This is a genomic window from Sphaerotilus microaerophilus (assembly GCF_023734135.1).
GTDB classification, from domain to species: Bacteria; Pseudomonadota; Gammaproteobacteria; order Burkholderiales; family Burkholderiaceae_C; genus Sphaerotilus; species Sphaerotilus microaerophilus.
The window spans coordinates 618,368-635,549 of record NZ_AP025730.1 but is presented as its reverse complement, the minus strand read 5'-3'; the positions used below and the strand labels follow the sequence as shown (position 1 = coordinate 635,549).

The window sequence follows — 17,182 nt, the reverse complement described above, 5'->3', positions numbered from 1 at the left end:
TCCCCTCAGGCACGCCGCGCGGCGGCCACGTCGGCGAACGGGTCGATGCGGTCGAACTCGGCCTGGATGTCGGCATCGCCCCAGCGCATGCCGGTGAACTTCACCTTGCCGTAGCCGCGCGAACCCGAACCGCCGAGGCTGTCGAGCTCCAGCAGCCGCAGCCCGGCCAGCAGCGTGCGGCGCAGCTCGGCGCCGTCACCGTCGATGTCGAGCTGCTTGACCGACAGCCGGAAGTCGAACCGGGCGCCGGAGGGCACCCGCTCGGTCTGGCGCGGGTGCTCGGCCACACCCTTGATGCGGTCGATGCGGTTCTCGGTCTTGACCTCGGTCAGCAGCTTGTCCTCACCCTGGATGCGACCGACCCAGTCCGGCTGCAGCGCGGCATCCCAGAAAGCCAGCCGGGTCGGGCCAATCTTGCCGATCAGCTCTTCATCCGCATGGTCCGGTCGGTCACCACCGCTCACGCCAAAGAGCGTCAGGATCATCCGCACCTGTACAGCGATCGCATCGTTGCGGGCACGCTGAAGATCCTGGAGTCCAAGTGGATTTGACTGCACCGCCCCACTGCGCCACTCCAGCAGGCTGCGCACCTTGCCCTTGAGCGACGACCCGGGGATGTACGGCTGCCCGGTGTGCGCGTGGCGGATGACCTGGTTGTCCACACCGCCGATGCGAATCTCGCCTTCGCTGGCACCGATGCGAAGGCCCGACTTCAGTTCGAGCGTGGCGGTGAGCTGGTGGATGTTGATGAGTTGCATGGTGAACCTCCCTGATCACTGGGCACGGTGGATCTTGTAATAGGCCATGAAGGCCTCGAAGAAGAGCTTGGCCTGCCGCAGCGTCGCGGCACTGGTGCTCTGGTCGATGAGGCGGTCGAACAGGGCCCGGAAGTTGGCGTCGACGTGCTTGCGGCCTTTGGCGTAGGCTGCCTTGGCCTTGAGCATGCGGATGTAGGGTTCGCAGTCGCTGAACTTGCTGTCGTCGTTGCCGACCTTCTCCTGCCACATGACCAGCTCGTCGTAGAAGCGACGCAGCTGGCTCGACTTGTTCATCTCCTTCGAGGCGCGCGACACCTCCTCGGCAGCGCGCTCCGCCTGGGTCGAGAACAGGTCGGCAGCCGGCTTGTCGCCGAAGACGATGCCCTGCAGGCTGATCGTCGGTGTGTCGTCCCTGTCATCTCCGCGCGGGGAATAGCCGCCCTGCCGCTGGCCGCCCTGGTAGCCGCCCGGTCCACGCGGGTTGGGTTGCTGATACGTTGCCATTGCTGTGCCTCCTTAACGGTCACGGAACTGGTAGAGGTGGTTGAACAGGACGATGCGGTAGTTCGCCCCAAGCTTGTCGATGCCGTTGACGCCGATGTCGGTGGCCAGTTCGTTGAAGCGGCGCTGTCGTGTCGCCTCGTCGAGCCCGCGGATGCGATCCACCACGAAGCGCCGCGTGCGGTACTTGAAGCGGGCTCGCCACATCGCCGCCTCGGGATCGCCCTCACGCTCGCGTCGACACAGGTCGACGAACCGCAGCAGGCCGTAGACGTAGCCGGTACTGAGCCCTGCATCGCGGCGCAGCACACCGAGACGATCCAGGGCGCCCTCCAGATGCAGCCATTGCGACCAGGGCACCGTCTGGCCGAAGCAGGTCACGGCGTTCTTGGCCGGCTGTACCGGGCTGCTGGCCGGCTCCCTGCACTGCTTGGCCAGCGCCAGCGCCTCTTCGGCCAGCTCGGCCAGCACATGCACCGGCGCCCCCGGCTTCTGCGTAGCGACGCCAGCCGAGAAGTGCAGGTCACCGTTCTCCGCGACATAGCGGTGGAACTCGCAGCGCATGCGCCAAGCCAGTTTCTGCACCTGGCGCCAGGGGCCGACGAGGAAGAAGTCGTCGCCGCCGGCAAACACGGTGTAGACCTTCGGAAACTCCCGCGCCAGCAGCCAGGACAGGTAGATGGCGAAGAAGGCGTTCACCTGCCGCGACAGGGCGGCATGCTTGGCGAAGGTGGGTTGCTGCAGGCCGATGCGGAACAGCTCGCCGAGGTTGTCGATGTCTCCCTTGAGCACACCGAGTGCCGCCACGCCCAGCCAGCCGCTGCCCGACTCGTCGGGCTGGCGGTCCTCGCTGGCCAGCAGGTCAAACGGCGCCAGATCGCCGGCCTCAGGGAAATCATCCTGCGCCACCCCGACGTAGCGGCCGGAGAGTCGGTTTTCGCTGCCGCTGGCGCGCGGCACGTAGCCGCTGATGAAGCGCCGCGCATAGCCGTTCCACAGTGGCATGGTGCCGTCGGCATCGTCGGCACCGGGCAGCGAGAAGTCGAAGCAGCGCCGCAGCAGCCCCGTGGCCGCCAGTACACCGAAGCGGCCACTGGCCTCCTCATGCGCCGTAAATGCCAGGCGGTAGCCGAACAGCGGCAGCTCCAGCGGCTGCAGGCGCTCGCCGCTGTGCAGCAGCTCCGTCCCGGTCTCGCGCACGATCAGCAGCCGCTCGAAACGGTCGACCAGTGCCCGGCCGATGGCGATCTGATCGCGAGAGAGAGCGCAGCTGGCCGCTGCACCATGCTCTGCAGCTTGGTCGGCCGGCAGCCGCCCATTGAAAGCGCAGGGGCCGAAGCGGTAGTCGGCGTCGCTGAACACTCGGGCGCCGCTGCGGCACAGGTCGAAACGGGCATGCTTGGCGCGGTCGAGCTGCTCGACCAGCCGCGTGCGCAGGGCGGCAAAGCCGCGCTCGGCAGCCTTGTCGCCGGTGCTGTCCTTGCGCAGCAGGAAGTCCTCGCACGAGGCGTCCTGCCAAGCCAGCCCCATGCCCGCCAGCCCGAAGGTGTGCCGCAGGAACCAGGCGTCGAATTCGGAGCGCAGGTCGGCCAGCGTGGCAAGCACCTCGGGAGTGTGCGGCGCCACGATCAGGAACTTGCCGGCCGCATTGATGACCTGGCTGGTGGCCGGCAACCCGAGCGCATCGAGGATGCGCAGCGCCGCCAGCTCGGTGAACAGCGACACCTGGAACGAGCGCCCGCGCAGCAGCTTGGCGGCCTGCTTGCGGGTGTCGCCACCGCTGGCGAAGATGAAGTCCTGGATGCCGAAGAAGTCACCCTGGATCAGCAGGAACTTGGGCTCACGGTAGTCGCTGCGCTCGCGCAGCCGACCCGCGGCGGATGCGTCGGTCTGGCCGGCGGCCTCATGCCAGCGCCACAGCGCCGCCGCCAGGGCGGCAGTGGTGCGCGAATGGTCGTAGAGCGAGACCTCCGGCTTGACGTTGAAGGCGGTGGCTGCCGGGATGGCCTGCGTCGCCGCGAGCCACAGGCTGTCGAAGTGGTCGAACCACAGCGGCAACTGCTGGCGGTGCGCCTGCGGAATGAGCTTGATCGCCTCCAGGAACCACTGCCACAGGCGGGCGTATTCCTGGCGCGCAGCGTCGCGATCGCGCCCTTCGCACTGAGCGGCCTTGGCCGGGAACAGGCTGGCAGGCGAGAGGGTGCGCAGCGGGTAGCGCCAGCGCAGCGCCTTCTCGTCGGGCACGGAGCCACCGGAACCCAGGCGCATCTGCTCGAACAGCGTGAGCTGACGCGCGGTGTAGTGGTCGAGCCCGGCGCGGGTCTCGTCCTTGGCGTGGTTGTACTTCTCGAACTCTTCGCGCTCGAAACCCGAGGCCACCCGATCGGCCGTGGCGATGACCCACTGCAAGAAGGAGTCCGGCCGGTGGTGTGCGGCCGCTGCGTTGATCAGTGAATCGGTCGCATCCGCCGCGGCGGCGTCACCCGCTCGACGGCGCGGCGCGTAGGGCGCGCTCTCGCGACCCAACAGCGGCGGGAGCCACGGCTCGATGGTGTCGAAGGCCAGCGCCGTGTGCGCCGCATGGCGGTGGCTGTGCCAACCCCGGCCCTTGGCCTCCTCGTGGAAGGGGCAATACAGCGTCAGATGGGCGTCCAAGCGCGGATCCTGGGCATGAGCCCCCGCCCTCTCGGCAAACTTGCCCAGGTCATGCAGGTAGGCAGCGAGCGCGACGCGGGTGGTGGCCTCCTGAAGCGGGTGGGCATCGTGTCTCGTCATCGGGTTCCTCACTGGATGCTGTGTGCGAGAGCACCTGTCATTGGATTCGTTTCTGGACGGTGCATGGGCGATCTCAATCCGGAGTTTGCGAGCGGCCGGCCGTCGTTGCCCCACTTCGCAAGCTTGCGACCCCCTCCCCGCCCCGCCGGATCTCGATCGCCTCGGCCGGCAGCGGGATGCGGTAGCGCTTGCCCCGGTGCCGTCCGCCGTCGTCGAAGTAACGCGGCACGCGCCCGGGGCCCAGGGCCTCGGTGAGGCTGCGCACCAGGCGCGAGCGGTGCTGGGAGAAACGGTCGCCGCTGCAGCTCGTGGCCAGTTGCTGCTCGACCGAATCCGGCACACCAGCCTGGCCGACCACCGCGCGAAGGTCAGCCAGGAAGGCCCGGGCCCAGCTGGCGTCGTGCTCGTCCTTGGTCGGCGCGGTCAGGGCCGCGGCGCCACGCTGGGCGCGCTGCGCCAGCACGGCCATCAGCGCGAAGGACCAGGGCGCCAGGTGGATGCGCAGCCCGTCGGCTTCGATGCAACGCGCTGGCACGTCCAGCGTCAGGCGCGGCGCAGCGAGGTGGCGCTCGGCGGCCTGCACCGCGGCGGCAAAACTGGCCGAATCGTCGAGCATCGCAGCAGGCAGCACGGGCCGCAGCCGCACGAACGGGATCTGCGCCAGGCGGACCTCGGCCGTGGAAGCATCCACCAGCTCGCGCCCGCCCTGGGTGGCAATGACCTGCGGGTAGGGCGTGGGATAGAAGAACTCCCAGGACGACTCGAAGGGCGCGCTGACCAGCACATGCGACAGCCGGTCCTGCTCGCGGCCAAACAGCGACAGCGCGTAGCCGGCGTAAAAGCCCATGGTCTTGCGCCCGCCGGCAATGCTGACGTGCAGGGCGCAGCTCTCGTCGGCCGTGAAGCCGCGCACCAACTCGGTGACGGCGTCGGCCATGCGGGCGTTGTCGTCTTCGCTGCGGATGTCCGTCAGTGGCTGGCCGTCGGCTCCGCTGACAAGGTGGATCTGCGCCTCACCGAAGGTGATGGGCGGCAGGTTGTAGTCACGCAGCAGGCGTGCGTAGCCACCAGGATGATCAGACAACAGGGCCAGACGCACGCGCTGCGCCCCCTCGCTCGTCGTCAGCACGTGAACTTCGGTCGGCACAAAGCGCTCATCGATGGGAGCAGCCACTGCGAGCGCATAGATCGACTCGGTGATGACCTGAGGGCTCAGGCCGCAGACGGTGAACAGAACACGCCGGACAGGCGAACCCGCAGTGGGCACGTAGACGGACGGCATGTGTGGCGTGCGCCGGCTCATCATCGGGCCGGTCCGATCAATTGATGGCGCAGCGGATGCTGGCCGCATTGGATCGCAGGCATCGGTTTCCTCCCAGGTGCGGCACTGCATAGGCAGCCGCATCAATTCCACGGATTTCAATGGATTTCAGTGGCCGCCAGCGTACCGCCCCACGCAGGTGAAGTCTGGCTTGGGAAGCTTGCCGACACCCTGGCCGACCGTGAAGTTACGCACACTTCAAAGGGATGAGCCCGGCCACCATGACGGGCGACAAGCACCTTGCGCTGCAAGAAGCTGTTCGAAACTCAACATCTCTTCATTCAGTCGCAAGGATGTGTCACACGCAGCGTGAAATTCATCACGAATCGACGCTTGCGCGCTAGACTGAAACGACTTGGCTCCCCTGTCCGGTGGGTCCCGGCACCATTGCATTCCATCGCCCGCCATGCCGTTGCGAACCGCCCACGCCCTTGCTGTGCTGCTCTGCCTGTCTGCTGGCTTCACCACCACGGTCCGGGGCCAGGCAGCAACCCCACATGGCAAACCGCAGGTCACCAATCCCGCCAGCACCCTGCCACAGGCGCTGCGCACGGTGCCGCTGGTCTACCCGGACACCGTGGACCTGGATTGGTCGACCGGGCGGGTCAGGCTGGCCTATGTGGTGGACGAGCAGGGGCGCATCGGCCAGGTGGAGGTGCTGCAGGGCGCCCACCCGGCCTTCACCGATGCGGCGCTGGACGCACTGCTGGCCACGCCCTATCGGCCGGCGGTGAAGGACGGCGTGCCCGTGGCGATGCGGGTGCAGCGGGACTACCAGTTCAAGCTGCAGCACACCGGCGTGGGCACGGTGCTCAATCTCAGGGGGCCGGCGCGCAACGGCTCGGCCCGGGCCGAGTTGGCGCCCGCGCTGCAGCAGGCGGTGTGGCCGGTCTACCCGGCGGGGCTGCTGCGCAGCGGGGTGACGGGGTCGGCGCGGGTACGCGCGCGCATCGGCACGCAGGGCGAGGTCAGCGAGGTGGAACTGTTGGCGGCCAGCCACCCGGATTTCGGCCGGGCCGCCGTGGCGATGATGCAGGCCTGGCGCTTCGACCCATCCGGGACGGTGGCGAGCCCGCAGCGCACACTGGAGTACGAGCAGCGCTTCTCCGCGGCGCGGCCGGCGGACAGTGGCGTGCCCGCATCGGCCACCCAGCTGCTGGAGCGCCTGGCGCTGGGCGGTGCCGCAGCCACCGCAGTCGCTGGCGTTGTCGGCGCGGGCGATCTGGACGCGCCGCTTCGCCCACTGCTGCAGGTGCAGCCGGGCGTTCCACCGTCGCTGCGCCAGGCGCGCGTGGCGGGCAGCGCGACGGTGGACTTCTACGTCGATGCCCAGGGGCGCGTGCTGCTGCCCGAGCTGGCCTCGGCCAGCCACGAGGACTTTGGCTGGGCAGCGCTGACAGCGGTGAACCAGTGGCGCTTCGAGCCACCCCGCCGCGGTGGCCAGCCGGTGGTGGCGCGGGGGCGGGTGCAGCTGAAGGCGGAGGCGCCACTCTGACGCAGCCCTCAGGTGACGCGGCAGGATCGGCGCCCATCGAACCGGGACACCTCGGGTGGGTGTTCAGGGGGCGCGCCGGAAGATCCGCGCCCCCCAGCCAGGCAGGGCCCCGGGATCGGCGGGCGGCGCCTCGTCCAGCGAGCCGAGCTGGAAGCACCACTCGGCGCCCAACGGCACCGCCTGCGCCTGGGCGCTGAAGTTCAGCAGCGTGAGCGTGTGCGCCGTCTCCACACGGATCACGCCGCTGGCGCCGGCGGCGTCGGGCAGCGCGTCGATGCGCAGCGCCGACCTGTCGCGCGGGCCGAGTTCGCCGTGGCGCTTGAGGTCGATCAGCGCCCGGTACCAGGCGAGGATGGAGCGCCCCTCGGGCGATTCGGCGCGCGCCCAGTGGAGCTTGGAGGCCTCGAAGGTGCGGCGGGCATGCGGATCGGGCGGCTCGTGCCCCTCGTCGAAATGGAAGTCGGCGGCGCGGCCGGCCTTGACCGCCGCCACCAGGCTGGCGTCGCCAAAGTCCTCGAAGAAGAGGAAGGGCGCCGTCTCGCCGTACTCCTCGCCCATGAAGAGCATGGGCACAAAGGGGCTGGCCAGCACCGCGGTGATGCCCAGCAGGGCACGCGCGCGCCCGTAAGTGGCGATCAGGCGGTCGCCATGTGGGCGGTTGCCGACCTGGTCGTGGTTCTGGAGGTGCACCACATGCTCGGTGGCAGTGGTCAGGCGGCCGTCGCTGCCGAGCAGGTAGCGCGCGTAGCGGTCCAGGCGCTTGCCGTCGAGCACGAAGCCATCGCGCAGGGCCTTCGCCACGTCGTCAAGGGGGCCGAAGTTGGCATAGTGGCGCCACTCCCGCTCGCCGGTCAGGTGCGCGTGGATGGCGTGGGCAAGGTCGTCGTTCCACTGCGCGTGGTAGCCGAACCCGCCACCGGCCTGCGAGGTGACGTGGCGGTTGTTGCGCAGGTGCTCGGCAATCACCAGCAGCTCGCGCCCGGCCGCAGCGCCGATGCGCCGCGCCAGGTCGGTGATCTCGCGCAGGATGTGCTCGGGGCTGAGGTCGAAGATCAGCGAGACAGCGTCCATGCGGAAACCGTCGAAGCCCACCACCTCCAGCCACCAGCGCGTATTGGCGAGGAAGAACTCGCGCACCCCGTGGTTCCAGGGGCCGTCGAAGTTGACCGCAGCGCCCCAGGGTGTGGCCGCCGCCTGGGTGGTGGGGGCAAAGGCCCCACCGTAGTTGCCCTCCGGGCCGAAGTGGTTGTAGACCACGTCGAGGATCACCGCCATGCCGCGCGCCTGCGCCGCCTCGATGAAGGCACGCAGGTCGGTGTAGTCGCCGTAGGGCGCATGCAGGGCGAACAGGGCCACGCCGTCGTAGCCCCAGTTGCGCTCACCCGGAAAGGCCGCCAGCGGCAGCAACTCGATCACCGTGATGCCCAGCTGCTGCAGGTGGTCGAGCCGGCCGATTGCCGCGCGCAGCGTGCCCTCGGGCGTGAAGGTGCCGACGTGCAGTTCGTAGATCACCGCATCCTCGATCCTCACGCCGCGCCAGCCGGGTGTGGCCACCGGCGCGACCTCGACCACCTCCGAGGGCCCGTGCACGCCTTCAGGCTGGCGACGCGAGGCCGGGTCGGGCAGGCGCCGGCCGTCCAGCTCCAGCCAGTAGCGGGTGCCGGCGCTCAGGCGCGCCGTGTCGCCCTGCCACCAGCCGAGTTCGTCGGGCGCCAGCGGGAGCACCGCGGCGTCGTGCCCGGCAGCGTCGAGCACAACGACGTTCAGCTGGCGCTTCTCGGGTGCGAAGACACGGAAGGCCGAGCGGCCGTCGGCATTGATGTGGTGTCCCACGGGGATCATGCGGGGAGGTCCTGGTTGGCGGAAGGGATCAGGTGCGACGCAGGACGAGCTCCACCGGCAGGAGCTCCGGCAGCGTCCCATCAAGCAGCGCCTCGGCGGCGCGCTCGCCCTTCAGGCGGGCGTCCTGGCGCACGGTGGTCAGGCCGGCCAGCGCGGCCGCCTCGATGTCGTCGAAGCCCACCTGCGCCACCACCTGCACCTCGGGCCAGGACTCGACCACCGGCCGGGCGGACAGGGCCATGCGGTCGCTCATCGCCACCACGGCGAGGCGGCATCCCGCGGGCAACTGGCCGCGGATCTCGGCGACGCGCTCGGCGGCGGCCTCGGGGTGGCTGTCATCCAGCTCGATCCAGATCAGCCGGTCCAGCGCAAAACCGGCTCGGTGCGCCGCGGCCACGTAGCCGGCCATGCGCTCGCTGGGCACGTAGGGCAGGCGGGGCAGAGCGGCGGCCGAGGCGGGGTCGGCCTGCACCCGCGCCCAGGCCTGCGGGTCGACCGGGAAGGACAGCAGCAGCACCCGGTCCGGCCGCGCCGCCAGCGCGTGCGCCATCGCCGCCGCGGCGCCCTCGCGGTCACGGTTGCCCACCGAGGTGACGCCGCTGACATAGGCATCGACCAGCACGATGGGCTTGCGCATCGCCTGGACTTCCGGGGCGATGCCGGGGTCCACCTCGGCGTGCACGATCAGCGCATCGGCGGTGGTCTGGAAGGCCGCCGCCAGGTCCACCCGCCGGCCCATGTAGGGCACCAATTGCAGGCTGACGCCGCGCGCATCCAGCACCTTGGCCACGCCACGCAGGAACTCGATGCTGGGCGGGTCGTTGAGCGCGAAGACGAGGTCGTGGTGGAAGATCACTGCCACCTCGTGCACGCCGCCGCGGCGCATCGCGCGGGCGGCCGGGTCCGGGCCGAAGTAGCCCAGCGCACGCGACTCGCTGATGATGCGTTCACGCAGCGCCGCCGAGATGCGGTCCGGCCGGTTGAAGGCGTTGGACACCGTGGTGCGGCTCACGCCCAGCGCCTGCGCAACGTCGAGCAGCGTCAGTCGCCGTGCGCCGCCGCCGGGCGACGCTGCCTCCGCCACGGGCGTTTCAGGCGGTGCCCGCATGGCAGTCGCCCATGGTCCAGGCCCGCAGCGCCACATCGGCTTGGCCATCCACCCAGGCCGATGCCGCCACGCTCGCCGCGCTGGCCGGATAGATGCGGGTGGACAGGCAGACCTGGTCGTTCGCGTAGACCTCCAGCACGCTGTGGTCCAGCAGCACGCGCAGGTGCAGCGGCGTGCCGTCAGGCACCTCCAGGTGCGCCCAGAGATCCTGGCGGCGCATGGTAGGGTCGGTGGAGCTGCCGGCACGCTCGATCACCAGCCGGCGCGCATCGGGCCAGAAGAAGACGCGGGTGGCCTCCCGCTCGGCTGCGCTGCCACCCGGAGTGGCCAACAGCGTCAGGCCGACCTTGAGGCGGTCGCGCAGCGTGAAGGTGGCCTCGACGTCCAGGCAGCGGCCGGCGAAGCGCAGGCGTTCACCGCGCATGGCGCCCGTCTCGGTGACCGGCACCGGCGCACCGCGCAGCGCTGCCAGTTCGGCCACGGGGCGCTGCCCGAGGCGGCCCTGCACGTCGATCAGCAGTTCGCGCGGCACCGTCAACGCGCCCGCCCAGCCGTGCGGGTCGATGCGCTCCTGGGCGCGCTGCTCGCACAGCCAGGCCCACTGCAGCATGCGGCCGTCCGGCGCCGGCGCGGCCAGGTGGGCAAAGGCGCCGCCATCCACGTCCAGCAGGCCCTCGGCCTCGGGCACAAAGCGCTCGTCTTCGAAGCGGCCGACAAACCAGCGCGCCGCCAGGTTGGGCCACACCGACACCGTCAGCACCCACTTGCCGTGCAGCGGGAAGAAGTTGGGGCACTCCCAGAGCACGCCCTGGGTGAGGTCGGCCGCGGTGTGCAGGGGGTGCAGGTAACGCCAGGCGATGCCATCGTCGCTGCTGTACAGCAGCACCAGTCCGCGCTCGCTGCGGATCGACCCGCCCACCACCATGTACCAGGTGCCGTCGTGGCGGAACACGTAGGGGTCGCGGAAGTCGGTGGCACCCACGCCGCGCGGCGGTGTGGTGAGGGTGCGCTCGGGGTGCTTGTGCCAGTGCTGCCAGTCGGTGCTGGTGGCGGCGCATTGCACCTGCCGCTCGGGCGTGTAGCCGGTGTAGTAGAGCGTGGGCACGCCCTCCACCACGGCGGTGCAGCCGGAGAAGCAGCCGTCCTGGTCCGGGCTGTCGGGTGTGGGGGCAAGCGCCACCGGCTCGTCCTGCCAATGGACGAGGTCGCGGCTGGTGGCATGGCCCCAGTGGATGTCGCCCCAGCGCGGCGCGGCCGGGTTGTGCTGGTAGTAGAGGTGCCAGCGCGCACCGTCGTGGATCACGCCGTTGGGGTCGTTCAGCCAGCCACGGGGCGCGGTGAAGTGGTAGCGCGGGCGGTGCCGGTCCTCCGGATCCACCACACGGGCAGGCGGCAGCGCATTCAGCTCCACGTCGTCACCTCCGTGCCGCAGCGGCTCTCCAGGTACCAGCCCCAAGGCGCCAGGGTGGCCACAGGCGCGCCGGCCGGGAGGGCCTGCGGCTGCGCCGTCAGGTTGGCCCACACCGCCAGCGCATGCTCGCCGCGCACCCGGCGCCAGGCGAGCACCGCGTCGCTGCCCGTGTCCAGCCACGCCAGCGGGCCGCCGGCCGTGCCGTGGTCCAGCGCCCGGTTGGCGTGCTTGATCTGCAGCAGGCGACGGTAGAAATCAGCGCGGCCGAAGGTCTTCCAGTCGATCGGATCCTTCTCGAAGAAGGCCAGGCGCCGGTCCAGCACCGCCTCCTGCCCGCCGTAGATCAGCGGCATGCCCGGCAGCGTGGCCGCCAGCACGGCGCAGACGCCAAACGCCGCGCCGTAGACCTCCTCGTCATGGCCCTCCCACGCGTTCTTGTCGTGGTTGGAGGTGAAGGTCATGTGATACGCATCGGGCGGGAAGGCCTGCGCACGCCGCTCGAAGTGCGCACGCACGGCCGCCGCGCCGGCCTCGCCCCGGGCGACGGCCCGCAGCACATCGTGCAGCCCCCAGTCGTAGCCCATGTCGAAGGCGGCACGGTGCAGCGCGGGGTCCGACCACTCGGCCAGCATGAAGACGGGGCGGATGCCGTCCAGCTCGGCACGGGCCCGCTCCCAGAACGCGGTGGGCAACAGGCCGGCGACGTCGCAGCGGTAACCGTCGATGCCGGTCTCGCGCACCCAGAACTTGAGCGCATCGATCATCGCGTTCCAGAGCGCGCCCTGGCGCCAGTCGAGGCCGACCACGTCGGTCCAGTGCTCGATCTCGCGGCCGTTGTCGTAGGCGTAGGAATCGATCTCGCCGGCCGCGTTCTTCAGGGTCCACTCGGGGTGCTCGCTCACCCAGGGGTGGTCCCAGGCGGTGTGGTTGGCGACCCAATCGATGATGACCTTCATGCCCGCGGCGTGGATGGCGCGCACCAGCGCCCGGAAGTCCTCCAGCGTGCCGAACTCGGGGTTGACCGCGGTGTAGTCGCGCACCGCATACGGGCTGCCCAGACGGCCCTTGCGGTTCTTCAGGCCGATCGGCTGGATGGGCATCAGCCAGAGGATGTTCACGCCCAGTTCGCGCAGGCGCGGAAGGTGAGCCTGCAGCGCGGCGAAGCTGCCTTCGGGTGTGAACTGGCGGACGTTGACTTCGTAGATCGACGCGCGGCGCGACCACGGCGGGTGAACCACGCAGTCCACGAGTGAGTCTGACGAGGGGGCGGCAGCGTCAGCGGCGGACATCGGGCGCTTCGGTCGGTTCAGGCGGCGGCCGGGGCACCGTCTTCGGCAGCCGGCAGGCGCTCGTAGAGCTGGGCCATGCGGCGCAGGCGGGCAGCGGCCTCGCCCGGCACCTGGTCCCAGGTGAAGCGCCAGCTCCAGTTGCCGGTGGGCGTGCCGGGGAAGTTCATGCGGTGCTCGGTGCCCAGGCCCAGCACGTCCTGCATGGGGTGGACTGCCAGGTCGGCCACGCTGGCGCAGGCGGCGCGCATCAGGTCCCAGTGCGGCGTGCGGCCGTCGGTGGCCAGGTACTCGCGCAGGTGGTGGCGCGTGGCCTCGGGCGCGCCGGCCCACCAGCCCAGCGTGGTGTCGTTGTCGTGGCTGCCGGTGTAGACCACGCAGTCGGGCACATGGTGGTGCGGCAGGAAGCGGGCTTCCGCACCGCCACTCTCGCCCCAGGCGAACTGCAGGATGCGCATGCCCGGGTAGCCGAACTCCACGCGCAGCGCCTCCACGTCCGGCGTGATCACGCCCAGGTCCTCGGCGATGACAGGCAGCTCACCCAGCGCGTCGGTGATGGCGCGGAACAGCGCCGACGCCGGCCCGGGCACCCAGCGGCCGTGCATCGCGGTGGGCTCGCTGGCCGGGATCTCCCAGTAGCCGGCGAAGCCGCGGAAGTGGTCGATGCGCACGATGTCCACCAGCTCGAAGGTGCGCCGCACGCGCTCGATCCACCAGCGGTAGCCTTCGCCCGCATGGGCGCTCCAGCGGTACAGCGGGTTGCCCCAGCGCTGGCCGGTCTCGGCGAAGAGGTCGGGCGGCACACCGGCCACCACGGTGGGGCGGCCGGCGGCATCCAGCTCGAACAGGTCGGGCCGCGCCCAGACCTCGGCACTCTGGTGGGCGATGAAGATCGGCATGTCGCCGACGATGCGCACCCCGCGCTCGTTGGCGTAGGCGCGCAGCGCCGCCCACTGGCGGAAGAAGCACCACTGGCCGAAGCGCCAGAAGGCGATGCGCACGGCATGCACGCGGCGGGCGGCGTCGAGCGCCGCGGCCTCGCGGAAGGCCAGCGGCGCCGGCCAGTCGCACCAGTCACGCCCCGGGTGGGCCTCGGCCAGTGCCATGTACAGCGCGTAGTCGTCCAGCCAGTCGGCATGGGCGGCGCAGAAGGCGTCGTACTCGGCGCGGTCGGCCGCCGACCCCGCCCCGGCGAAGCGCTGCGCGGCACGCGCCAGGTGCGCCATCCGCCAGGGGATGACGGTGGCGAAATCGACCCGGTGCGCATCGCCGCCCTCCAGCGCCGTCACCTCGCCCGGCAGCAGCCAGCCGCGGCGCTGCAGCTCGTCCAGGTCCACCAGCAGCACGTTGCCGGCAAAGGCCGAGCTGCTCATGTAGGGCGAGTTGCCCGCGCCAATGCCGCCCAGCGGCAGCATCTGCCACAGCGCCTGCCCACCGGCAGCCAGCCAGTCGACGAAGTGGTACGCCGAGGCGCCCAGGTCCCCCGAGCCGTGCGGGCCGGGCAGTGAGGTGGGGTGGAGCAGCACGCCGCTGCTGCGCGGGAAACGCATGGGATCTCCGTGGGGAACGCGCCTGGGCCTGGTGCCGCAGGTCACCAGCCTCAGGTAGGCAGCTCGACGGTGCGGTGGCAGGCCACGCCGGCCGCATCGAACAGATGCAGGTGCGCGGGCCGCAGGCGCAGCGTGATGGCCGTGCCCGGCTCGGGGCGCACGCTGCCTTCGACCCGCACCGTCAGCCCGACCGGCGCACCCACCGACGCCTGCACGTACAGCAGCGAGACATCGCCCAGGCGCTCGACGTGCAGCACCGTGACCGGGAAGGGTGCCCCCTCCCCTTCGCCGATGTGGATGTGCTCCGGGCGGATGCCCAGGTGCACCCCGGTGGCACCCGCTGCGATGGCCGACGCATCCACCGCCGCGGTGATGCGTTGGCCGGCCACCTCGACCTCGGCGTGGTTGGCGTCGCCCTGCAGCAGCTTGCCGGGCAGGATGTTCATCTTCGGCGAGCCGATGAACTCGGCCACGAACAGGCTGGCTGGGCGGTGGTACAGCGCCATCGGCGTGCCGATCTGGGCGATGCTGCCGCGCTCCTCGATGAGCTTGCCGGTGTGCAGCAGCACGATCTTGCTGGCCAGCGTCATCGCCTCGACCTGGTCGTGCGTCACGTAGATCATGCTGGCCGAGCCGACGTCGTGGTGCAGCTTGGCGATCTCCAGGCGGGTCTGCGCGCGCAGCGCGGCGTCCAGGTTGGACAGCGGCTCGTCGAACAGGAAGACCTTGGGCTCCTTGACGATCGCCCGGCCGATCGCCACGCGCTGGCGCTGGCCGCCCGAGAGCGCCTTGGGCAGGCGGTCCAGCAGGGGGGTGAGCTGCAGGATGTCGGCGGCCTGCCTGACCTTGCGCTCGATCTCGTCGGCCGCCACGTTGGCCACCTTCAGGCCGAAGGCCATGTTCTTGGCCACCGTCATGTGTGGATACAGCGCGTAGCTCTGGAACACCATCGCCACGCCGCGCTGCGCGGGCGGCACGTCGTTCATGCGCTCACCGTCGAACAGCAGCTCGCCCGACGTGATGTCCTCCAGGCCAGCCACCATGCGCAGCAGGGTGGACTTGCCGCAGCCCGAGGGTCCGACGAAGACGCAGAACTCGCCCTTCTCGACCGTCAGATCGGCATTCTTGATGGTCAGCGGCAGACCGGGGGCGTAGCGCTTGCAGACCTGCTTGAAGTCGATGAGTGACATGGCGGGCTCTTGAAAGGCGGGGTTGGGATCATGGGATCAGGGTGCGGCTTCGAGCAGCACGGCGGGAGCAGCGGCGTCGACGGTGACATGGCCGGCGCTCACCGTCAGGCTGCGGCCGCTATAGGCGTCGCGCAGGGTGTCGCCATCGGCGAAGGCCTGGCCCACCGGCACGCGCGCACCGGCAGCCACGCCCAACGCCACGACGACGCGGTCGCCGCTGGCGCGGTCGAGGCGGGCAAAGGCATAGGGGGCGTCCGCCAGCTTCTGGTGCTCGCCACGCGCCAGCGCCACGTGGCGGGCGCGGAAGCCGCCCAGCCGGCGCCAGTGCGCCAGCACGGTGGCGTCGGCGCTGGCCCAGTTCATGTCCGAGCGGGTGGATTGCTGCGGGTCGCTGCCGGGCACCGGGCCGTCGGGGCGGGCGGTCTCGTCGCCGTAGTAGATCTGCACGCCGCCGGGCGCGAGCAGCAGAGCGCTGCCGGCCTCGATCAGGCGGTCACGCGCAAAAAGCTTCGTGTCATGCGAGGAGATGTAGTTGAGCATCTGCGCCGGCTGGCCGGCCTGCAGCGTCGCGTACTGCTGGAACAGCGCGTCCGGGCTGGCGCCGTCCTTGACCAGTTGGCTGGCACGCTCCTGGAAGTCGAAGTTGATCATGTTGTCGAAGCCCGCCGCATGCAGCCGGCCGCGCTCGGGGCCGTGGCCCCAGTACTCGCCAGTCATCCAGAAGGGGGCATCGTCGATCTTCTTGGCGGGGTTCTTCGTCTTCCACTCGGCCAGCGCCGCCGTGGCCTCGCGCTTGAGCTCGGTCCAGGCCTCGGGCTCGACGTGCTTGACGGTGTCGACGCGAAATCCGTCCACGCCGTACTCGCGCACCCAGTCGGTCAGCCACTTGACCAAGTAGCCGCGCACCGTCGTGTTCGGCAGGTCCACTGCGCGCGTGCCGGGCTTGTTCTTCAGGAAGGGCGGCAGCGTGACGGGCTCGGGGCTGTCGGTGCGGAAGTCGGGCAGGTAGGCCAGCTGCGAGGTGAGATCGTCGCGCCCACCTTCCAGGTAACCGGGCAGGCCGGCGCGCACCCAGGGGCGACCCCACCACTGCTTGAACTCGAAGTTGTTGTAGTCGATCTGGCGGTGGTAGTTCTGCAGCGTCGCGCGCTCCAGCGCGCGTGGCCAGAGCACCGGGATGTTGAGGTCCACCGCCGTCTGGATGTCCAGGTAGCCCGGGTGGTTCATCACCACGTCGAAGAGGATGCGGATGCCATTGGCGTGCGCCGTGTCCACCAGCTCGCGCAGCTCCTCGGGCGTGCCCATGGCCTGGTCGAGCACGGTGAAGTCCAGCGCGTAGTAGCCGTGGTAGGCGTAGTGCCTGAACTCCTTGTTGCCGCCCACCACCCAGCCGTGGATCTGCTCGTAGGGCGCGGTGATCCAGATCGCGTTGACGCCCAGGGGCTTGAACCAGCCTTCCCGGATCTTGCCGGTCAGGCCCTTGAGGTCACCGCCGTGGAAGGTGCCCACGTCGGCGGCCGGATCCTTCTCGCGCTGGCGGCCGTAGGCGCCGTCGTTGGCCGGGTTGCCGTTGGCGAAGCGGTCGGTGACGACGAAGTAGACGATGGGGTTGTCGGCAAAGCTGCCGGGCACGCTGGCCGGGGGGCGGGGCGCCGGCGCCGGGGCGCTGACCGCAGCCGGCGCGGCCACTGCAGCCGGCGAGCCCGATCGCTGCGCCTGGGGTGCCGCAGCACACCCCAGCAAGGCCGCCGCCGCCAGGGCGAGTGCCCAGCGGGCACGACGCAGGGGCAGCACGGCGGCCGCCTGGGAGGAGAGGGGAATCGGGGCGTTCAACACGGCAAGCTCGCAGTCCGGAAGGAGTCTCAGAACCTGTGAATGAACCGGCCGTGTCCGAGGGACGCGTCCACGGGGGTCCGATCGAGGCGCGGAGCACAGCCATGGCTCG

At 70.4% G+C, this 17,182-nt stretch carries 12 protein-coding genes; 1 reads left to right on the top strand and 11 read right to left on the bottom strand.

The genetic code is table 11. The annotated features are described in order from the left end of the window. Positions 1-5: 5 nt before the first annotated feature. The 4 genes from csm3 to csm6 form a co-directional block, all read right to left on the bottom strand. Positions 6-758, bottom strand: a complete 753-nt coding sequence (gene csm3 / locus NGK70_RS02830) for a type III-A CRISPR-associated RAMP protein Csm3 (protein ID WP_251971869.1) — start codon at positions 756-758, stop codon at positions 6-8. A gap of 15 nt (positions 759-773) precedes the next feature. Beyond that, the gene (gene csm2, locus NGK70_RS02825) at positions 774-1,262 is read right to left on the bottom strand and encodes a type III-A CRISPR-associated protein Csm2 (protein ID WP_251971868.1); all 489 of its coding nucleotides are present in this window, start codon (positions 1,260-1,262) and stop codon (positions 774-776) included. 12 nt (positions 1,263-1,274) lie between these two features. After that, positions 1,275-4,034 carry a type III-A CRISPR-associated protein Cas10/Csm1 gene (cas10, locus tag NGK70_RS02820; protein WP_251971867.1) on the bottom strand — a complete coding sequence of 920 codons (2,760 nt, stop codon included), beginning with the start codon at positions 4,032-4,034 and terminating at the stop codon, positions 1,275-1,277. Between the two features lie 73 nt (positions 4,035-4,107). After that, positions 4,108-5,316 carry a CRISPR-associated ring nuclease Csm6 gene (gene csm6 / locus NGK70_RS02815; RefSeq protein ID WP_251971866.1) on the bottom strand — a complete coding sequence of 403 codons (1,209 nt, stop codon included), beginning with the start codon at positions 5,314-5,316 and terminating at the stop codon, positions 4,108-4,110. A gap of 445 nt (positions 5,317-5,761) precedes the next feature. Between csm6 and NGK70_RS02810 the strand changes: the two genes are divergently transcribed. Next, positions 5,762-6,850 (top strand): TonB family protein, encoded by a 1,089-nt coding sequence (locus NGK70_RS02810; protein WP_251971865.1) that lies wholly within the window; start codon positions 5,762-5,764, stop codon positions 6,848-6,850. 63 nt (positions 6,851-6,913) lie between these two features. Here NGK70_RS02810 and treZ read toward each other — a convergent pair whose 3' ends face one another. Genes treZ through NGK70_RS02775 form a run of 7 tightly spaced genes read right to left on the bottom strand, consistent with a single transcriptional unit; the run spans position 6,914 to position 17,073 of the window. Then, on the bottom strand, positions 6,914-8,692 hold the full coding sequence (gene treZ, locus NGK70_RS02805; protein WP_251971864.1) for a malto-oligosyltrehalose trehalohydrolase: 1,779 nt from the start codon (positions 8,690-8,692) through the stop codon (positions 6,914-6,916). Between the two features lie 28 nt (positions 8,693-8,720). Continuing rightward, positions 8,721-9,800 (bottom strand): LacI family DNA-binding transcriptional regulator, encoded by a 1,080-nt coding sequence (locus tag NGK70_RS02800; protein ID WP_251971863.1) that lies wholly within the window; start codon positions 9,798-9,800, stop codon positions 8,721-8,723. Continuing rightward, positions 9,784-11,211, bottom strand: coding sequence for a glycoside hydrolase family 32 protein (locus tag NGK70_RS02795; protein ID WP_251971862.1), 1,428 nt, complete (start codon positions 11,209-11,211; stop codon positions 9,784-9,786). Before NGK70_RS02795 ends, NGK70_RS02800 begins: the two co-directional genes overlap by 17 nt. Continuing rightward, on the bottom strand, positions 11,202-12,500 hold the full coding sequence (locus NGK70_RS02790) for an alpha-amylase family glycosyl hydrolase (RefSeq protein WP_251971861.1): 1,299 nt from the start codon (positions 12,498-12,500) through the stop codon (positions 11,202-11,204). The genes NGK70_RS02795 and NGK70_RS02790 overlap by 10 nt, the downstream gene beginning before the upstream one ends. A 17-nt stretch (positions 12,501-12,517) precedes the next feature. Continuing rightward, complete coding sequence (gene malQ, locus NGK70_RS02785; protein WP_251971860.1) at positions 12,518-14,047, bottom strand: 4-alpha-glucanotransferase; 1,530 nt, start codon at positions 14,045-14,047, stop codon at positions 12,518-12,520. A 50-nt stretch (positions 14,048-14,097) separates the two neighbouring features. Then, positions 14,098-15,237: an ABC transporter ATP-binding protein gene (locus NGK70_RS02780; RefSeq protein WP_251971859.1), complete on the bottom strand. Its 1,140-nt coding sequence runs from the start codon at positions 15,235-15,237 to the stop codon at positions 14,098-14,100. 36 nt (positions 15,238-15,273) lie between these two features. Next, positions 15,274-17,073 carry an alpha-amylase family glycosyl hydrolase gene (locus NGK70_RS02775; protein ID WP_251971858.1) on the bottom strand — a complete coding sequence of 600 codons (1,800 nt, stop codon included), beginning with the start codon at positions 17,071-17,073 and terminating at the stop codon, positions 15,274-15,276. Between the last annotated feature and the right edge of the window lie 109 nt (positions 17,074-17,182).

Excerpts from the sequence above, each read along its gene's own strand:
- csm3 (WP_251971869.1), bottom strand. The coding sequence starts at position 758 with ATGCAACTCATCAACATCCACCAGCTCACCGCCACGCTCGAACTGAAG.
- csm2 (WP_251971868.1), bottom strand. The coding sequence starts at position 1,262 with ATGGCAACGTATCAGCAACCCAACCCGCGTGGACCGGGCGGCTACCAG.
- cas10 (WP_251971867.1), bottom strand. The coding sequence starts at position 4,034 with ATGACGAGACACGATGCCCACCCGCTTCAGGAGGCCACCACCCGCGTC.
- csm6 (WP_251971866.1), bottom strand. The coding sequence starts at position 5,316 with ATGCCGTCCGTCTACGTGCCCACTGCGGGTTCGCCTGTCCGGCGTGTT.
- NGK70_RS02810 (WP_251971865.1), top strand. The coding sequence starts at position 5,762 with ATGCCGTTGCGAACCGCCCACGCCCTTGCTGTGCTGCTCTGCCTGTCT.
- treZ (WP_251971864.1), bottom strand. The coding sequence starts at position 8,692 with ATGATCCCCGTGGGACACCACATCAATGCCGACGGCCGCTCGGCCTTC.
- NGK70_RS02800 (WP_251971863.1), bottom strand. The coding sequence starts at position 9,800 with ATGCGGGCACCGCCTGAAACGCCCGTGGCGGAGGCAGCGTCGCCCGGC.
- NGK70_RS02790 (WP_251971861.1), bottom strand. The coding sequence starts at position 12,500 with ATGTCCGCCGCTGACGCTGCCGCCCCCTCGTCAGACTCACTCGTGGAC.
- malQ (WP_251971860.1), bottom strand. The coding sequence starts at position 14,047 with ATGCGTTTCCCGCGCAGCAGCGGCGTGCTGCTCCACCCCACCTCACTG.
- NGK70_RS02780 (WP_251971859.1), bottom strand. The coding sequence starts at position 15,237 with ATGTCACTCATCGACTTCAAGCAGGTCTGCAAGCGCTACGCCCCCGGT.